This window comes from Gemmiger sp. An120 (assembly GCF_002160955.1).
Classification (GTDB): Bacteria; Bacillota; Clostridia; order Oscillospirales; family Ruminococcaceae; genus Gemmiger_A; species Gemmiger_A avium.
The window spans coordinates 26,940-44,047 of record NZ_NFLN01000005.1 but is presented as its reverse complement, the minus strand read 5'-3'; the positions used below and the strand labels follow the sequence as shown (position 1 = coordinate 44,047).

Here is a 17,108-nt window from a genome sequence, read left to right as displayed (position 1 = left end):
ACAGTTTGATAACCGGCGGCGGAACATTGCGTTTCACCGTCGCCTATACTATACCCCCACCGTTTCCAAAAGTCAACTCTTTCTTGACATTGCACTAAATCTACCTTACAATAATACTGATATTTTGGTGGACCGTCTGGGGCGCCTGCCCCGCCTTACTGTTTTCTGGGGAAATCCCTTTTTATAAGTTTGCATTTTCATTCTGTGCACGGCGCGTTGTGGAGCGGTCCGTGTGATTGCTGTTGCCCGACTTATAAAAAACTGAATAACCTTTTGCAGAAGGCGCCCCCTTGTACGGCGGTCCATCTCAAGATAGCAAGTATATTTTGAGGAGTTGACACCATCCATGAACCCGAGCATTGTAATTGCGTGCGTCGTGGTGGGTCTGGTCGTTGCCGTAGTGGTGGGCGCCCTTGCGTTTTACGCAGGGTCGGTCTACCGGCGCAAAACGGCCGAGGCCAAGATCGGCAGCGCCGAAGAAGAAGCCAAGCGGCTGGTAAATGAAGCCATCCGCACCGCCGAACAAAAACGCAAGGAAGCCGTGGTGGAGGCCAAGGACGAAGTGTTCCGGCTGAAAGCCGAGGCTGACAAAGAGGTCAAGGAGCGCCGCGGCGAACTGACCCGTCAGGAGCGCCGCCTGGACCAGAAGGAAGAATCCCTGGACAAGCGCACCGCCGCCCTGGAAAAGAAAGAAGAAGACCTGAAGGGCCGCAGCGAGCTGGTGGAAGCCCGTCTGGATGAGCTGGAACAGCTGAAGCTGCGCCAGATGGAAAAGCTGGAAACCATCGCCGGCCTGACCCAGGAGGACGCCAAGCAGCTGCTGCTGAACCGCCTGGAAGAGGAACTGACTCACGAAAAGGCCATGCGCATCAGCGCCTATGAGGCCAACCTGAAGGACGAGGCAGACAACATCGCCCGTGAGATGATCGGCCAGGCCATCGCCCGCTGCGCGGCGGATCACTCCAGCGAGACCACCGTGAGCGTGGTGCCGCTGCCCAGCGACGAGATGAAGGGCCGGATCATCGGCCGTGAGGGCCGGAACATCCGCGCTCTGGAGACCGCCACCGGCGTGGACCTGATCATCGACGATACCCCCGAAGCTATCACCCTGTCCAGCTTTGACCAGACCCGCCGGGAGGTTGCCCGGATGGCGCTGGAGAAGCTGATCAGCGATGGCCGTATCCATCCCGCCCGCATTGAGGAAACGGTGGAGAAATGCCGCCGCGAGCTGGAAATCAGCATGAAGCGGGAGGGCGAAAAGGTCGTGATGGATCTGGGCCTGCACGGCATCCATCCCGACATGGTCAAGCTGCTGGGCCGCCTGCGGTTCCGCACCAGCTTCGGCCAGAACGTGCTGAATCACTCGCTGGAAGTGGCCTGGATCTCCGGGCTGCTGGCCGCCGAGATGGGCGTGAATGTGACCCAGGCCCGCCGCGCCGGCCTGCTGCATGACATCGGCAAGGCGCTGGACCACGAGATCGAAGGCAGCCACATCCAGATCGGTGTGGAGATCGCCCGCAAGTACAAGGAGAGCCCGGCTGTCATCCACGCGATCGAGGCCCACCACGGTGACGTGGAGCCCAAGACTCCGCTGGCCTTTATTGTCATGGCGGCCGACGCCATCAGCGCCGCCCGTCCGGGTGCCCGCCGTGAGAATCTGGAAAGCTATATCAAGCGTCTGGAGAACCTGGAAGAAATCAGCTGCAGCTTCGAGGGCGTGGAAACCGCCTTTGCGGTGCAGGCCGGCCGCGAGGTGCGGATCATGGTCAAGCCCGAGGCTGTCAACGACGATCAGCTGATTCTGATGGCCCGCGCCATCACCAAGAAGATCGAGGAAGAGCTGGATTACCCCGGCCAGATCAAGGTGAATGTGATCCGCGAGAGCCGTGCGGTGGAATACGCGAAATAAACCCCAACACGCGCCGGAGCGCGGGCGGAAAGGCACTGCGCCTTTTCCCTGCTGCGCTCCGGCGCGCTGTGTTTTTGCTGATATCCGTTTTTACATAGTAAGGAGTTTTCCCCATGCCTGTGCAATACGCCCGCTCTTCCCTGAAAACAGCCCGGCTGCTGCTCATTCCGCTGGGCGCCGCTTTGCTGGCAGCCCTGTGTCTGCCCCTCTATGCGCTGCGCGCCCGCGTGGAGCGCTCAACCGCCGCCGACTGGGCCGACGCTTCTCAGCGTTCTTCCCTGCAAGCCGGCGTGGAAGGTGCCGTGCAGGAGAATGATGTTCTTGTGCTGACCGGCTGGGCCCTGGATGAGGGCGTACAGTACGACAGCTACAACTGGGGCAACGGCGGGCCGGTTCGGGGCCCCTGGAATGACAGCCGGTTTGCGCTGCTGGATTCGACGAACGGTACCTTGTATCTGCTTCCCACGCAGGCGTCCGAGCCGGCAGAGGATGCGGCCTGGCTGCCGCAGGACGGGCTGAACTACGGCCGCCCCTGCCTGACTAGCCGCGTTTCGCTGTCCAAACTGCCGGAGCGAGCGGAAATCTGCGTGACCTTTACCCTGCCGGACGGAAGCCGGTACCTGTATCATACCGGTGAGGAGGTGCGCCAATGATCGCCCAAAAGCAGCGGATCCAAACTCGCGTCCTGCTGTATGCGGGAATCTTTGTGGTGTTTTTTGTTTTCAACAGCTGCCTTGTATTTCGTGCCGACGATCTGCGATATATGTCTGCACCGGAAGATTACGGCAGCCTTTGGAACTGGTTTGTTTACTATTACCTGAACTGGAGCGGCCGGGCTCTGCACCTGCTCTACGTTCCCCTGACCCGGATGCCGGTCTGGATATTCCGCACCCTGAACGCACTGGTACTCACCGGGCTGGCCTGGTGCCTGGAACGTCTGGCCGCCTGCTTTATTCTTCCTGCCAATGAAAAGCCCGCACTGCCTGCCCTGACGGTGGCCGCAGGCGCCTTGACGGTGTGCACTTCCTCGCTGTTCAACACGGTACTTTGGGGCTGCGCTTCCCTCTCCTTTGTGTGGGGACTGGCCGCCTGTCTGTTTACGGTCTGGGTCATATGCCGGGCTTTCTGCGGCGAAGCGGTTTCGCCCTTTTTATGGATTGCGGCGGCTCTCTGTGCCTGTTTTGCCGCCTATGCTGAGCAGCCTGCTGCTACCCTGCTGGGCTGCCTGCTGGCACTTCTGGCCGCCTTTTTGCTGAGCCGGCGCCGTATCCCCCTCCCCTTTTGGGCAGTACTGGGCCTGACTGCCGTAAACTGCGCAGTAAACCTGGCCGCACCGGGCAACGGTGTGCGCAGCTTTGCTGAAACCATTTCCCGCTGGCCGGATTACGGCAGCTACAATCTGTGGCAGAAGCTGGCACTGGGTCTTACCTACGGGCTGGACGCCCTGACCGGACCGTTAGCGCGCTATGTATTTATTCTGGCCGGGCTGCTGACCCTGCGTCTATTGCTGTGCCGCCGCTGGCTGCCGGCGCTGATGGGGATTCTCTGTACCGGATACTGGATGCTGGCCAGTGCCCGGGATTTTGTTCCGGCTGTGGAACCGCTGTTTGCCTTTGTGTCCGGTGACAATCTGTACGGCGGCGGCAACCATGCGCTTTTGCTGACCTGGCTGGGACTGTTCTTCTGGTTCCTGCTCTGCGGGCTTCTGCTGGCAGACGGCGGCCAGCCCGATTGGGCAGCCGGTTTGATGGGGCTGGCAGTGCTGGCGAACCTGGTGGTAATGGGTTTTTCTCCCTCCCTCTACGCTTCTCTGGAGCGCCCTTTCTATGTGAGCAATATTCTGATCAACCTGCTGAGCCTGCGCCAACTATTTCGCGGCGCGGTGGAGAGCCGTTTACCCCGCTGGGCTTTCTGGTTGCCCTCGGCGGTTCTGACCGCTTATGGGCTTCTCACCATGTACCGTGCCTTTATCATGCCAGTGGCATAAAACGGTTACCGTATTTAATCAAAACAGGGCGCGCTGCCATTGGCAGCGCGCCCTGTTTGCTGTTATTTGTATGAACGAGATCAGCCGTTCTGCTGCTTCTTGCGGGCCTCGATGGCGGCAAGAGCGTCCTTGCGGCTCAGGTCGATGCCGCGCTGGCCGATGTCGGTGACCATGACGATCAGCTCGTCGCCCACCGCGACCACGTCCTCCACCCGCTCTACACGCTTGGTGTCCAGCTTGGAGATGTGGCACAGGCCTTCCTTGCCGGGAGCGATCTCCACGAAGGCGCCGAAGTTCATCAGACGGGTCACGCGGCCCTTGTAGATGGCGCCGATCTCGGGATCTTCCACGATGGTCTTGATGGTGTGGATGGCCCGGTTGGCATCGTCGATGTCCACAGCGGAGACGAACACATGGCCGTCTTCCTCCACGTCGATCTTGCAGTTGCAGTTGGCGCAGATCTCCTGGATGACCTTACCGCCCTTGCCGATGACATCCTTGATCTTGTCCACAGGGATGACCATGGACAGCATCTTGGGCGCGTACTTGGACAGCTGCTCACGGGGAGCGGGGATGACCGGCAGCATGATCTCGTCCAGGATGAACAGGCGGCCCTTGCGGCACTTCTCGAAGGCTTCCTCGATGATGTCGTAGGTCAGACCGTCGATCTTGATGTCCATCTGGATGGCGGTGATGCCCTTATGGGTACCGCCCACCTTGAAGTCCATATCGCCGTGGAAGTCCTCCACGCCCTGGATGTCCAGCATGGTCATCCAGCGGTCGCCCTCGGTGATCAGGCCGCAGCTGATGCCGGCCACGGGGGCCTTGATGGGCACGCCCGCATCCATCAGCGCCAGGGTGCTGCCGCAGATGGAAGCCTGGCTGGTGGAGCCGTTGGAGGACAGCACCTCGCTGACCAGACGGATGGTGTAGGGGAACTCCTCCTGCGAGGGGATCATGGGCAGCAGGGCACGCTCGGCCAAAGCGCCGTGGCCGATCTCACGACGGCCGGGGCTGCGGGGCGCGCGGGCCTCGCCCACGGAGTAGGGCGGGAAGTTGTAGTGATGGATATAGCGCTTGTAGGGCTCGGTACCCAGGTCGTCCATCAGCTGGCTGTCCTTGGTGTTGCCCAGGGTGCAGACGGTGAGCACCTGGGTCTGGCCACGGGTGAACATACCGCTGCCGTGTACGCGGGGCAGGATGCCCACTTCGGCGGCCAGAGGACGGATCTCGTTGATGCCGCGGCCGTCCACACGCTTGCCTTCATCCAGCAGCCAGCGGCGCACCACGAACTTCTGCATCTTGTACATGATCAGCTCGATGGTGGCGGCGTCCAGATCGGGGTACTCCTCTTCCAGACGGGCGCGGATGGGGCTCAGGCGGGCGTCCCGCACGTTCTTGTCATCGGTGTCCATAGCGGCCTTGAAGTCGTCCAGGTACTTGTCCTTGACCGCATGGTACAGGTTCATGTCCAGATCGGCGCTCTGGAATTCCACCTTGGGCTTGCCGATCTCGGCCACGATGCTGTTGATGAAGGCGATGACCTTCTTGATCTCGGTGTGGGCCATCTTGATGGCGTTCAGCATGGTGGTCTCGTCCACCTCGTTGGCGCCGGCCTCGATCATGACGATCTTCTGCTCGGTGGCGGCCACAGTCAGCTGCAGGTCGCTCTTTTCACGCTGCTCCAGGGTGGGGTTGACCACCAGTTTGCCGTCCACCAGACCCATGAAGACGCCGCCGATGGGGCCCTTCCAGGGGATTTCGCTGATGGACAGGGCGATGGAGGTACCGATCATGCCGGTGATCTCCGGGCTGCAGTCCTGATCCACGCTCATGACGGTCATGGTGACGCAGACATCGTTGCGCATCTCCTTGGGGAAGAGCGGACGGATGGGACGGTCCACCACGCGGCTGGTCAGGATGGCCTTCTCGCCGGGGCGGCCCTCACGGCGCAGGAAGCTGCCGGGGATGCGGCCCACAGAGTAGAGCTTTTCCTCAAACTCCACGCTCAGCGGGAAGAAGTCGATGCCCTCGCGGGGCTTCTCGCTCATGGTCACGTTGCAGAGCACCACGGTTTCGCCGTAGCGCACCAGGCAGCTGCCGTTGGACAGGCCGCACATCTTGCCGGTTTCCACCACCAGCGGGCGGCCGGCCAGTTCCATCTGGTAGGTCTTGTAATTGGGGAAGGTCTCGTGCCGGGACGCGAATTCCAATGCCATTTGTTCTACCTCCTGCATATAGGGGCGGCGCGCGCTGCGCAGACCGCCCGGGATTTTGTTCGTCCGCAACAGGCCCGGCGCGGCTTTAGCAATAAATCCAGGCGTTTTGAGGGGGACCAAAACGGCTCGATTCACTGCTAAAACACACGCAGACAGGCCCTTTGCGGGCTATGAAAAAACAGAGAGGCAGGCGGCCCGGGACGGCCCGCCTGCCTCAAGGCGACGATTACTTGCGCAGACCCAGCTTGGCGATCAGGGCACGGTAGCGCTCGATGTCCTTCTTCTGCAGATAGGCCAGCAGGTTGCGGCGGCGGCCGACCATCTTCAGCAGGCCGCGGCGGCTGTGGTGGTCATGGGGGTTGGCCTGCAGATGCTCGTTCAGGTGGTTGATACGGGCGGTCAGCAGAGCGACCTGGACCTCCGGAGAACCGGTGTCGTTCTCATGCACGCGGGCGGACTCGATGATGTTCAGCTTGTTTTCCATGTTCAGTTACCTCACTTTTATATATTTGCCGACAGCTCAGCGGAGGGAACGAGGAATCCCTGATGCAGGGCATACTCCCCTCGCCGGGCCACGGTATCGATAATCAGTATACCACACCACCTGCCGGATTACAAGCGGTTTTGTGGATGATTTTTACCGGGCTTCAACCGCGCTGCCCGCCCCGCCGGGGGCGAAGTAGGCGGCCGCTTTGGCGGCGGCGTCCTGCACGCAGGCGGTCAGCTCTTCCAGAGTATCAAATTTGCGGCTGGGGGCCAGATACTCGTAGAATTCCAGCACCGGCTGCGCCCCGTAGAGATCACCGGTAAAGCCCGGGATGAAGGTCTCACAGGTGGGGTTCTGGCCGCTGCTGTTCACGGTGGGCCGGGTGCCCAGGCCGGTGGCCCCGGCGTACCAGGTGCCGCCGATCTGCACCCGGGTTATGTAAATGCCGAAGCGGGGCTGGATGAAGCCCTCCGGGAACACCTGGTTGATGGTGGGAAAGCCCAGCGTATGGCCCAGCCCCTGGCCGCGGCGCACCGGGAAATCGATGCGGTAGGGCCGGCCCAGCATGGTATTGGCGGCGGTGATGTCCCCGGCTTCCAGCGCGGCCCGGATGCGGGTGGAGCTGACGCTCTTTCCCTGCCACTGGGCCATCTCCACCTGCACCACCCGGATACCCCGCTGCCCGCAGAGGGTGCGCAGGGTTTCCACATTGCCGGCGGCCTTTTTGCCGAAGGTGAAGTTATCGCCGCAGAACACGGCCTTGGCGCGGAATACCCCCACCAGAATCTGATCCACAAATTCCTCGGGGGACTGGCCGCAGACCTCCTCAAACGGGGGTTCCAGATAGACCTGGACGCCCAGGTCCGCCATGACCCGGTGCTTGTCGGCCTCGGTTTCCAGGCGGCCGCCCTTCAGCTGATGGGACAGCGGCAGCCGGAAGGTAAACACCCCGGCGGCCAGCCCTTCAGCCCGGGCGCAGTCCACCGCGGCCTTGATGACCGACTGGTGCCCGATGTGCACCCCGTCGAAAAAGCCCAGGGCCACCGCGCTTCCCTGCGGGCAGTCCAGGCTCTGTACTCGATCGCTGATCTGCAAGAACCGACTCATCCTCTCTCGATAAACAGTTTTTCCGCCCGGAGTGCGCCGTCCGCATCGCAGCGGCCCACGCCGAGGAACCCGCCGTCCGGCCCGTAGAGCCGGTAGCGGCCGACGGGATGGCCGCAGCGCCAGGTGGGCGCACCGTTGGCCAGACGGCCCGCGGTGGCCGCATCGGCGGTAAGGGCGGGCAGGTGCGCAAACACCGTGTCCAGCCCGATCAGCAGGGCGGAGACGTTCTCCCCCGCTGCCAGAATCTCTTCCAGTGTATGGCTGCCGGCCAGGGTATAGGCCCCGGCCCGGGTACGCCGCAGGGCCGCCATGGTGGCCACGGTGCCCAGCGCCGCGCCGATCTCCTCCAGCAGCACCCGCACATAGGTGCCCTTGCCGCAGAGGATGCGCAACCGGTACTCATTCGGCCCGCAGGGGCCCAGATACTCCAGTTCGTGGATCACCACCGGGCGAGGGGTGCGCTCCACCTCTTTGCCCTGGCGGGCGGCCTTATAGAGAGGCACGCCCCCCACCTTGACCGCCGAGTACATGGGCGGCAGCTGCATCTGCGGCCCCAGAAAACGGGGCAGCACGGCTTTGAGTTCCGTCTCCCCCACCGTGACCGGTGCGGTTTCGAGCACCGTGCCGGTCACATCGCCGGTATCGGTGCGCTCGCCCAGGCGGATCACCGCCTCGTACTCCTTGTCGTGATTGGTCTGCAGGTCCACCGCCTTGCGGGCGGGGCCCACAAACACCGGCAGCACGCCGGTGGCCATCGGGTCCAGGGTACCGGAATGGCCCAGCTTTCGGGTGTGCAGCACCCCGCGCAGTTTGGCCAGCACGTCAAAGCTGGTCCAGCCGGCGGGCTTGTCTACCACCAGCACCCCGTTCAGCTCGCTCATTCTTCCTCCTGTGCGGCGGCCATGCGGCGGAATTCCTTTTCTACCTCATCCAGCACCGCCTGCTTGGCGTTTTCCAGGTTGCCCTCCAGCTCGCAGCCGGCGGCCTGGTTGTGGCCGCCGCCGCCCAGACGGCGGGCGATGGCGCAGGCGTCCACCCCTTTGATGGTGCGCACGCTGATCTTGCAGCTGCCGGCGGGCAGCTGGCGCATGGTAATACCCACCTGCACCCCCTCGATCATGCGGGGCAGGCTGGTAATGCCCTCCAGCTCACCGGGGGTGACGCCACTGCTGGCAATCTGCTCCTTGGTCAGGCAGATCACGGCGCAGCGGCCGTCAAAGAAATACTCCAATCCGGCCAGCGCCATCCGCTCGATCTCCATCAGAGCCCGGGACTTGTTTTCAAACAGCAGCGGGTTCAGATCCTCCACGCGGGCGCCCAGTTCCATCAGGCGGGCAGCGGTGCGGTGGGTGCGGGCGGTGGTGTTGGCAAACTTGAAGCAGCCGGTGTCGGTGGACAGGCCGGTATACAGGCAATCCGCGATGAGCGGGGTGATCTCGATCCCCAGCAGGGGGATCAGATCCGCCAGGATCTCGGCGGTTGCGGCCGCCGAGTCGTCCAGCAGGGTCTCCCCCGCGTAGCCCGCGTTGGAGCCGTGGTGGTCGATGCACAGGTCCACCCGCTCGCTCCAGGGGCGGGCCCGGTCCCCGAACAGCTGGATGCTGGCCACGTCGATGGCCAGCACGCAGCCGGGGGTGAACTGATCCGGCGTATACATCGGGATCTGCATATAGCTATACATGGACGGGATGGGGTCGGCACAGAATACCGCCGCCTGCTTGCCCAGCGCCCGCAGCGCGTGGCACAGGGCCGCGGCGCTGCCGGTGGTGTCCCCATCGGGATTTTTATGGCACAGAAGCAGGATATCCTCCGCATTCAGAAGGCGGCTGACCATCTCCTCCGGCTGTAAACGATCCGTCATGGATGCTCTCCTTTCGGCTTACTCCTCCTGCGGCTCGCCGGATTTCTCCAGCCCGGCCAGCAGTTCGTTGATATGAGCTGCGTAGGCGGCGCCGTCATCGGCGCAGAACACAAAGCGCGGGGCTTTGCGGATGTGCATGCGGCGGGATACCTCGGTGCGCACATGGCCGCTGGCCTTGTTGAGCGCCTTGACCGCCTCGGCGGTGGCCTGGTCGGAGGCCCCCATCACGCTGATGTGCACCCGGGCCTGGTCCAGATCCGGGGTCACGTCCAGGCGGGTGACGGTGAGCAGGCCCGCGCCGGTAAGGCGCGGGTCCTTCATCTGGCCGATGATGCCGATGACCTCCCGCTTCATATCCTGGGCCAGACGGCCCTGATTTTTACTGGGCATGGTACGCCCTCCTCTCAGTCACGATACTCCTCGAGGATGTAGGCCTCGAAGATGTCGCCCTCCTTGATGTCGGAGAACTTCTCCAGCGTGACGCCGCACTCGTAGCCCTGGGCCACTTCCTTCACGTCGTCCTTGAAGCGGCGCAGGGAAGCGATCTCGTCCTCGGTGACCACGATACCGTCGCGCACCACGCGGATCTTGCTGTTGCGGGTAATCTTGCCTTCCAGCACATAGCTGCCGGCCACCAGGCCCACGCTGCTGATCTTGTAGACCTGCCGGACTTCCAGACGGCCCTGCTCCACTTCGCGGATCTTGGGCGCCAGCATGCCCTTCATAGCGTCGGTCACGTCGTTGATGGCGTCGTAGATAACGCGGTACATCCGCATCTCCACCTCGGCCTGGGCGGCCTCTTCCTTGGCGATGGGGTCGGGACGGACGTTGAAACCGATGATGATGGCGCCGGAGGCGTTGGCCAGCATGACGTCCGACTTGTTGACGGCGCCCACGCCGGTGTGGATGACCTTGACCCGCACCTCGTCGTTGCTGATCTTCTCCAGACTCTGCTTGACCGCTTCGGCGCTGCCCTGCACGTCGGCCTTGACGATGATGTCCAGTTCCTTGCGCTCGCCCTCGGCGATCTGGCTGAACAGATTGTCCAGGGTGACCTTCTGGTAGGTGCTGAACTGACGCTCCTTGGCCTCGGTGGCGCGCTGGTCGGCCAGCTCGCGGGCCAGCTTTTCGTCGGCTACCGCGTCGAACAAATCGCCTGCGGCGGGCACCTCGGTCAGGCCGGTGATCTCCACGGGGGTGGAGGGGCCGGCCTGCTCGATGTACTGGCCCTTGTCGTTCTTCATGGTACGCACGCGGCCCACAGCGGTGCCGGCGATGATGCAGTCGCCCTTATGCAGGGTACCGTTCTGCACCAGGATGGTGGCCACGGGGCCCTGGCCCTTGTCCAGACGGGCTTCCACCACGGCGCCCTTGGCGCGGCGGTTGGGGTTGGCCTTGAGTTCCTTGACCTCGGCCACCAGCGCGATGTTCTCCAGCAGCTCGCTGATGCCCTGGCCGGTCAGCGCGGACACGGGCACGCAGATCACGTCGCCGCCCCACTGCTCGGGAACCAGTTCGTACTGGGTCAGCTGTTCCATGACACGCTCGGGATTGGCAGTGGGCTTATCCATCTTGTTGATGGCCACGATGACCGACACCTGGGCGGCCTTGGCGTGGTTGATGGACTCGATGGTCTGGGGCATGATGCCGTCGTCGGCCGCCACCACCAGAACGGCGATGTCGGTCATGTTGGCGCCGCGGGCACGCATGCTGGTAAACGCCTCATGGCCCGGGGTATCCAGGAAGGTGATGGGCTTGCCGCCGCTCATGACCTGGTACGCACCGATGTGCTGGGTGATGCCGCCGGCCTCGCCCGCGGTCACGTGGGTCTTGCGGATGGCGTCCAGGATGCTGGTCTTGCCGTGGTCGACGTGGCCCATGACCACCACGACCGGCGGGCGCTCCACCAGATCGGCCTCGTTGTCGGCTTCCACCTCAAACAGGCGTTCCTCGATGGTCACATGGACTTCCTTCTCCACCTTGGCGCCGAATTCTTCGGCCACGATGGCGGCGGTGTCGTAGTCCACCACCTGGCTGACGCTGGCCATCACGCCCAGGCCCATCAGCTTCTTGATCACGTTGCTGGCGGTCTGCTTCAGACGGCTGGCCAGTTCACCCACGGTGATCTCGTCGGGGATCTGCACCTTCAGCTGGGCCTTGCGGGCCTTTTCCAGCTGGATGCGCTGCAGGCGCTCGGCCTCGGTCTCCCGGCGCTTCTGGAAGGGCTGACGGCCCCGGTTCTTGTTGTTGGTGAACTTCTGCTTGTTGCCGGCAGGGGTGGGCTTGCGGCGGTTCTCCACGTTCTTGGTGCCCGCCAGCTCGGTGTACCGCTCGTTGAACTTATCCAGGTTCACGTCCACGGTACGGGTGTCCACCACCTTGGTCACGACCTCCCGCTTGGGGGCCTCTACCGTCTCGGTAGGCTGGGCCTCGCCCTGGGGCTCGGCCTGCTTCTTTTCCTTCTTCTTATGGCGCGGGGTGGGCATCTCCACCACGGTGCCGTCGGCCTTCTTCAGGATCTCGCTCTCCTTGGGCTTCGGCTTCGGGGCGGAATCCAGGTAGGCGTCCAGGCTGGGCTCCTCGGTCTCCTTGGTGAAATGCTCAAAAATGTAGTTCAGCTCGGCCTCGTCCAGGTTGGAAGCGGTCTTCTTCGGCTCGCCGCCCCGGGCAGCCAGCAGGTCGATGATCTGCTTGGCCGGCTTGTTCAGGTCTTTGGCTACTTCGCTTACTTTATATTTGATAACCATTAGCGGTCCTCCTTTGTCTGCGTCAGGCTGTTCTTGCACAGAACGGCGAGGTTCTGGTCGATTACGGCAAATACCCCCACCGGCTTGTGGGCGATGGCGGCCAGTTCGGCCTGGGTATGGGGCAGCGCCACAACCGGCACCAGCCCCTCGCAGAAATTCTGCACCCGTTTGGCCGTTTTGGGGCTCAGGTCGGCGGCCAGCAGCACCAGCTGGGCCCGGCCCCGCATCACATTGTCGGCCACCGGGTCAAAGCCCATTACGAGCTTGCCGGCCCGCCGGCAGAGCGACAGGGCCTGAAAGGCTTTATCACTGGTCATGGGCGGCCTCCTTCATCTGCTGCTCCATGGCGTCGTACACCTCGGGGGGGATGGGCGTGTCCAGCGCGCGCTCGATCCGTTTGGCCTTGCGGGCTTTGGCCAGGCACTGGACGCTGGGGCACACATAGGCGCCGCGGCCGGGCTTTTTGCCGACCAGATCCAGCGAGATCTCCCCCGCCGGGCTGCGCACCACCCGCACCAGCTCCTTTTTGGGTTTGGATTCGTTGCAGCCCAGGCACCGGCGCAGCGGGATCTTTCGTTGTTGCATCTTGGGGGTTCACTCCTTTCCGGATTTTGCACGGGAGGGCAGGGCCCTCCGCGGATTACTCTTCGCCGTAATAGCCGCTTTCGGGGCGGATATCGATATTATACCCCGTCAGCCGGGCGCACAGGCGGGCATTCTGGCCCTTGTTGCCGATGGCCAGGCTCAGCTGGGCATCGGGCACGGTAACGCGGCAGCTGCGGGTGTCGCCCTCCAGCAGCTCCACCTTCAGCACCTTGGCGGGGCTCAGGGCGGCGGCGATGAACTGGGTGATGTCCTCGCTCCAGGGGATCACGTCGATCTTCTCGCCGTTCAGGGCCTCCACGATCTTGGAAACACGGCTGCCGTGCACGCCGATGCAGGCGCCCTGGGGATCCACGTTGGGGTCCTTGCTGGCCACGGCGATCTTGGTGCGGGCGCCGGCCTCGCGGCTGATGGCCTTGATCTCCACGGTACCGTCAAAGATCTCGGGCACCTCCATCTCGAACATCCGCTTGACCAGACCCGGATGGGTACGGCTGATCATGACCTTGGGGCCGCGGTCGGTGACGATCACGTCCACCACGTAGACCTGCAGGTGCTGGCCCTCGTAGAACTCCTCGCCGGGAACCTGCTCGCCCTTGGGCAGGATGGCGTTGCCGCCCTTGCCCAGATCCAGCGCCACGATGCCGCGCACCGGGTCGATGGAGGTGACGGTGCCGCTGACGATCTCATGGGCCTTGGACTGCATCTCGCTGTACTGCAGGCTGCGCTCGGCTTCCCGGATGCCCTGCCGGATCACGTGCTTGGCGGTCTGGGCGGCGATACGGCCGAACTCCTTGGTCTTGAGCGGGGTGACCACCCGGTCGCCCAGCGCGTAGGTCTTGCGGATGGCGTGGGCCTCCTCCAGGGTCATCTGGGTGTGGGGGTTCTCCACCTCTTCCACCACGTCCCGCACCAGGGAGACGGTGAACTTGCCGGTTTCGGGGTTGATCTCCACCAGAACGTTGTCGTCCTCCACCTCGTAATCCTTCTTGACGGCGATCACGATGGCCGCGCGGATCTTCTCCACCATATCGCTCACAGCGATGCCCCGCTCCTTGCACAGCTGGGCAAGCGCCTCAAAAAACTCGTTGTTCATTTCTGCGGTTTCCTCCTGTTTATTGTATGCGGTTTTCTTCCGCGGGAATCGTCGTTCAGCCGAACAGGTCCTCGTCGTCGCACAGCTTGATGAAGCTGGCGGCGGCAGCGTCAAAGCTTACCGGACCTTCCGGGGTTTCCAGGGTGACCAGGCTGCCCTCTTTGCCGGTGAGCAGGCCGGCCAGTTCCCGGCGGCCCTGTTCATCCGGGCGGATCAGCCGGGCGGCCACCTTCTGGCCGCGGCAAAGCGTAAAATGCTCGTCCCGGGTCAGGCGGCGGCCCAGACCAGGGCTGCCCACCTCCATATAATAGCTCTGCTCGATGGGATCGGCGGCGTCGATCACCGGGTCGATAGCCCGGCTCACCGCCTCACAGGTATCGGTATCCAACGGGATATCCCGGTCGATCAGGATGCGCAGGAACCAGTCCGGCCCTTCCTTTTCAAACCGCACGTCCCACAGCCGCAGGCCCATGCCCTCCACGACCGGGCGCACCAGAGTCTCCACCACCTGCGCGGTGCTGGGGCCGCCTTTTGCCTTCGCCATGAAAAACCTCCTAAACAAACAAGAAAAGCGGACCTTGCGGCCCACTTTCCATGCTGATCATCGTACAGTAGCACTATACCACAAAGCCTTGCTATTTGCAAGCCTTTTGCGAGATTTGCCCGCTTTGCGGGCGCGCCGGAGGCCAGAGCCGCCGCAGTGCGGCGGCCGCCGGACGCTCCACCGTATAGGTAAGCAGCGCCGCCACCCCCAGCGAGACCGCCAGGATCAGCGCAAAGTATCGCCACATCCAGACGGTATCCCCCAGCTGATTGGGCGGGGTGTCCCCCTGCCAGGGCGGCAGGCGCAGGTGGTATTTCAGCTGCACCGCCAGCCACTGGTGCCACAGATAGAACTGGTAGCTGATCCCGCTGAGAAAAGCCCAGACCCGCCCGCCGGGCAGCCGCACCCCCAGGCACAGGCCCACAAGGGCCAGCGCCAGGCAGAACACCAGCGGCATGCGGCAGAGCAGCTGTGCCCGCTGGATGTTGCCCATGTCGTTCATATACCGCAGCACCCGGGCCGCCGCCCACAGGGCGCCCGCCGCCAGCAGGGTAAAGCCCCACCGCCAGCGCCCCTGCACCCGGCAGCCCAGCCCGGCCACCGCCATCGCTGCCGCAAAGCCCAGCGCCAGCACCCCGGCAAAGGCGGGCAGCTGGTTGAAGGTGAAGGAATACCGCCAGTCATCAAAGCGGGTGATCCAGATACTCCAGCCTGCCTGCACCGCGCACAGCCCGGCAAAGGTTAGCACTGGCCGGGCCCGGAAAGCCCGGGCCAGCAGCGGGAACAGCAGGTAGAACTGCACCAGTACCCCTACCGTCCACAGGGCCCCGTTGGTGCGGGCCCAGATATAGCTTTCCGGAAACAGGGTGGGAACCAGCAGCAGATGGGCCAGAATGTCCTTGATCAGGTGGGCATCCAGCCCCCGCTGCACAGCGTCCACCGCACCGCAGAGCAGGGTGGCCGCCCAGTAGGCAGGCACCAGCCGCACCACCCGCCGCCAGAAAAAGCCCGGCGTACCCGCAAAAGGCCGGCCCTCCGCCGCGTCCAGCGCGTGGGGCAGGTACAGGCAGAACGCCGACAGCAGAATCATGCCGTCCACCCAGGCACAGCCGGTGCGCAGCAGATAGTCCAGCTTTCCGCCGCCGATCCAGGTCTGCTGCCAGAAGTGAAAGGCGGCCACCATCCCGACGGCCAGCACCCGGAACACGTCCGCCCCCTGCGGCCGGGCCAGTTCCCGGCGCCAGGCGGGTATTGTGCTTACAGCACCCATTCGCCGTTTTCGAAGATGGGCACTTCCCGGCCGTCGGCTGTCCAGCCGGTAACGGTCATGGTGGCGCTGCCCACCATCACGTCCTCGTGGATGTCCGACAGGTTCAGGCCCTTGGCGGCCAGGGCGGGCTTTTCCATGCTCTCGCCGCCCCGGATATTCTCGGGATAGCCCTCGCCAAAGGCGATGTGGCAGGCGGCGTTCTCGTCAAACAGGGTGTTGTAGAACAGCACCCCCGCCTGGTTGATAGGGCTGGAGGCCGGCACCAGCGCCAGCTCGCCGATATGGCTGGCGCCCTCGTCGCTGGCCAGCATCTCCTTCAGCTGCTCCTCCCCGGCGCGGGCGGCACAGCGCACCACCTTGCCGTTCTCAAACCAGACGGTGAAGTCCTCCACCAGCTGGCCGTTGTAGGCAAAGGGCTTGGTACCCTTGACCACGCCGTCCACCTTATCCCGGTGAGGGGCGGTGAACACCTCCTCGGTGGGGATGTTGGCGATAAAGGTGGCGCCGGCGGGGGTGGTGCTGTTGGCCCCGGCCCAGACTGCGTCATCGGCCAGGCCCACCGTCAGGTCGGTGCCCTCGGGGGTGGTCATCCGCACCCGGACAAGCCCCAGCTCGTTGAGCTTGTCCCGCCGGGCAGCCGTGGCGTCCACATGCTCCCGCCAGGCGTCCACCGCGCTGCGGCCGGACTGCACCCGGCAGGCGGTGAAGATGCGCTGCCACAGAGTCTCGATAGCCTCTTCCTGAGGCAGGTCCGGGAACACCTTGCGGGCCCAGGCCGGGGACGGGATAGCCACGATGCACCACTGCACCCGGTTGGAATGGGTATACGCCTGCCAGGGGCGCAGCGCCGCCTGACGGGCCAGCGCCACCCGGTTCACCTTGCCTGCGTCCAGGCCTTTGTACAGTTCCGGGTCCTCGGCCACCACATGCAGGATGCACACCCCGCCGGGAGCTTCAGCATAGTCCAGATAGCTGCGCAGCAGCCAGGGCTTGTTGTCGCAGAGTTCCGATTCCTCCGCCTTTTCCATGTCCAGACGGGCCAGTTTTTCATCCTTATACCGCACCAGCACCCGGGCGGCCCCGGCCTCGTAGCCGGCGGCGGCGCACAGGCGGGCAAAGTCGGCCCCTTCCACCGGGGCCTGCACGATCAGGGTCTGGCCTTTCTGCACGTTGACCCCCACCTTGACCGCGAAGTCTGCGTATTCCTGTAAAAGGTTCCGATCCATAGTTTTCTCCTTTTTGATAAAAAAGCGGCGCGGGCCCATGATACAGGGCACG

Annotated in this window: 16 protein-coding genes; 3 read left to right on the top strand and 13 right to left on the bottom strand. The window is 63.7% G+C overall.

Annotated features, from left to right (window positions below; translation table 11 throughout):
• The first annotated feature begins 346 nt into the window (after positions 1-346).
• The 3 genes from rny to B5E65_RS06035 all read left to right on the top strand — a co-directional run bounded on the left by rny (position 347) and on the right by B5E65_RS06035 (position 3,896).
• Complete coding sequence (gene rny / locus B5E65_RS06045) at positions 347-1,909, top strand: ribonuclease Y (RefSeq protein ID WP_087170870.1); 1,563 nt, start codon at positions 347-349, stop codon at positions 1,907-1,909.
• Between the two features lie 113 nt (positions 1,910-2,022).
• Positions 2,023-2,562, top strand: a complete 540-nt coding sequence (locus B5E65_RS06040; RefSeq protein WP_087170869.1) for a hypothetical protein — start codon at positions 2,023-2,025, stop codon at positions 2,560-2,562.
• The gene (locus tag B5E65_RS06035; RefSeq protein ID WP_087170868.1) at positions 2,559-3,896 is read left to right on the top strand and encodes a DUF6056 family protein; all 1,338 of its coding nucleotides are present in this window, start codon (positions 2,559-2,561) and stop codon (positions 3,894-3,896) included. The genes B5E65_RS06040 and B5E65_RS06035 overlap by 4 nt, the downstream gene beginning before the upstream one ends.
• An 80-nt stretch (positions 3,897-3,976) precedes the next feature.
• Here B5E65_RS06035 and B5E65_RS06030 read toward each other — a convergent pair whose 3' ends face one another.
• The 13 genes from B5E65_RS06030 to B5E65_RS05970 form a co-directional block, all read right to left on the bottom strand.
• Complete coding sequence (locus B5E65_RS06030; protein WP_087170867.1) at positions 3,977-6,115, bottom strand: polyribonucleotide nucleotidyltransferase; 2,139 nt, start codon at positions 6,113-6,115, stop codon at positions 3,977-3,979.
• 226 nt (positions 6,116-6,341) lie between these two features.
• The gene (gene rpsO / locus B5E65_RS06025; protein ID WP_087170866.1) at positions 6,342-6,599 is read right to left on the bottom strand and encodes a 30S ribosomal protein S15; all 258 of its coding nucleotides are present in this window, start codon (positions 6,597-6,599) and stop codon (positions 6,342-6,344) included.
• A 153-nt stretch (positions 6,600-6,752) separates the two neighbouring features.
• Positions 6,753-7,697, bottom strand: a complete 945-nt coding sequence (gene ribF / locus B5E65_RS06020; protein WP_242957491.1) for a riboflavin biosynthesis protein RibF — start codon at positions 7,695-7,697, stop codon at positions 6,753-6,755.
• 8 nt (positions 7,698-7,705) lie between these two features.
• Positions 7,706-8,590, bottom strand: a complete 885-nt coding sequence (gene truB, locus B5E65_RS06015; protein WP_206406283.1) for a tRNA pseudouridine(55) synthase TruB — start codon at positions 8,588-8,590, stop codon at positions 7,706-7,708.
• Positions 8,587-9,570 carry a DHH family phosphoesterase gene (locus B5E65_RS06010; RefSeq protein ID WP_087170864.1) on the bottom strand — a complete coding sequence of 328 codons (984 nt, stop codon included), beginning with the start codon at positions 9,568-9,570 and terminating at the stop codon, positions 8,587-8,589. Before B5E65_RS06010 ends, truB begins: the two co-directional genes overlap by 4 nt.
• Positions 9,571-9,588: 18 nt before the next feature.
• Positions 9,589-9,960, bottom strand: coding sequence for a 30S ribosome-binding factor RbfA (rbfA, locus tag B5E65_RS06005; protein ID WP_087170863.1), 372 nt, complete (start codon positions 9,958-9,960; stop codon positions 9,589-9,591).
• A 14-nt stretch (positions 9,961-9,974) separates the two neighbouring features.
• Positions 9,975-12,317, bottom strand: a complete 2,343-nt coding sequence (infB, locus tag B5E65_RS06000; RefSeq protein ID WP_087170862.1) for a translation initiation factor IF-2 — start codon at positions 12,315-12,317, stop codon at positions 9,975-9,977.
• A complete protein-coding gene (locus B5E65_RS05995) occupies positions 12,317-12,634 on the bottom strand; it encodes a L7Ae/L30e/S12e/Gadd45 family ribosomal protein (RefSeq protein WP_087170861.1) in 318 nt (105 codons plus the stop codon). Before B5E65_RS05995 ends, infB begins: the two co-directional genes overlap by 1 nt.
• Positions 12,624-12,902 (bottom strand): RNase P modulator RnpM, encoded by a 279-nt coding sequence (gene rnpM / locus B5E65_RS05990; RefSeq protein ID WP_087170860.1) that lies wholly within the window; start codon positions 12,900-12,902, stop codon positions 12,624-12,626. Before rnpM ends, B5E65_RS05995 begins: the two co-directional genes overlap by 11 nt.
• A 55-nt stretch (positions 12,903-12,957) precedes the next feature.
• Positions 12,958-14,016 carry a transcription termination factor NusA gene (nusA, locus tag B5E65_RS05985; RefSeq protein WP_087170859.1) on the bottom strand — a complete coding sequence of 353 codons (1,059 nt, stop codon included), beginning with the start codon at positions 14,014-14,016 and terminating at the stop codon, positions 12,958-12,960.
• Between the two features lie 55 nt (positions 14,017-14,071).
• On the bottom strand, positions 14,072-14,560 hold the full coding sequence (locus B5E65_RS05980; protein ID WP_087170858.1) for a ribosome maturation factor RimP: 489 nt from the start codon (positions 14,558-14,560) through the stop codon (positions 14,072-14,074).
• Positions 14,561-14,651: 91 nt separating this feature from the next.
• Positions 14,652-15,830: an acyltransferase family protein gene (locus tag B5E65_RS05975; RefSeq protein ID WP_087170857.1), complete on the bottom strand. Its 1,179-nt coding sequence runs from the start codon at positions 15,828-15,830 to the stop codon at positions 14,652-14,654.
• Complete coding sequence (locus B5E65_RS05970) at positions 15,818-17,056, bottom strand: aminopeptidase (RefSeq protein WP_087170988.1); 1,239 nt, start codon at positions 17,054-17,056, stop codon at positions 15,818-15,820. Before B5E65_RS05970 ends, B5E65_RS05975 begins: the two co-directional genes overlap by 13 nt.
• Between the last annotated feature and the right edge of the window lie 52 nt (positions 17,057-17,108).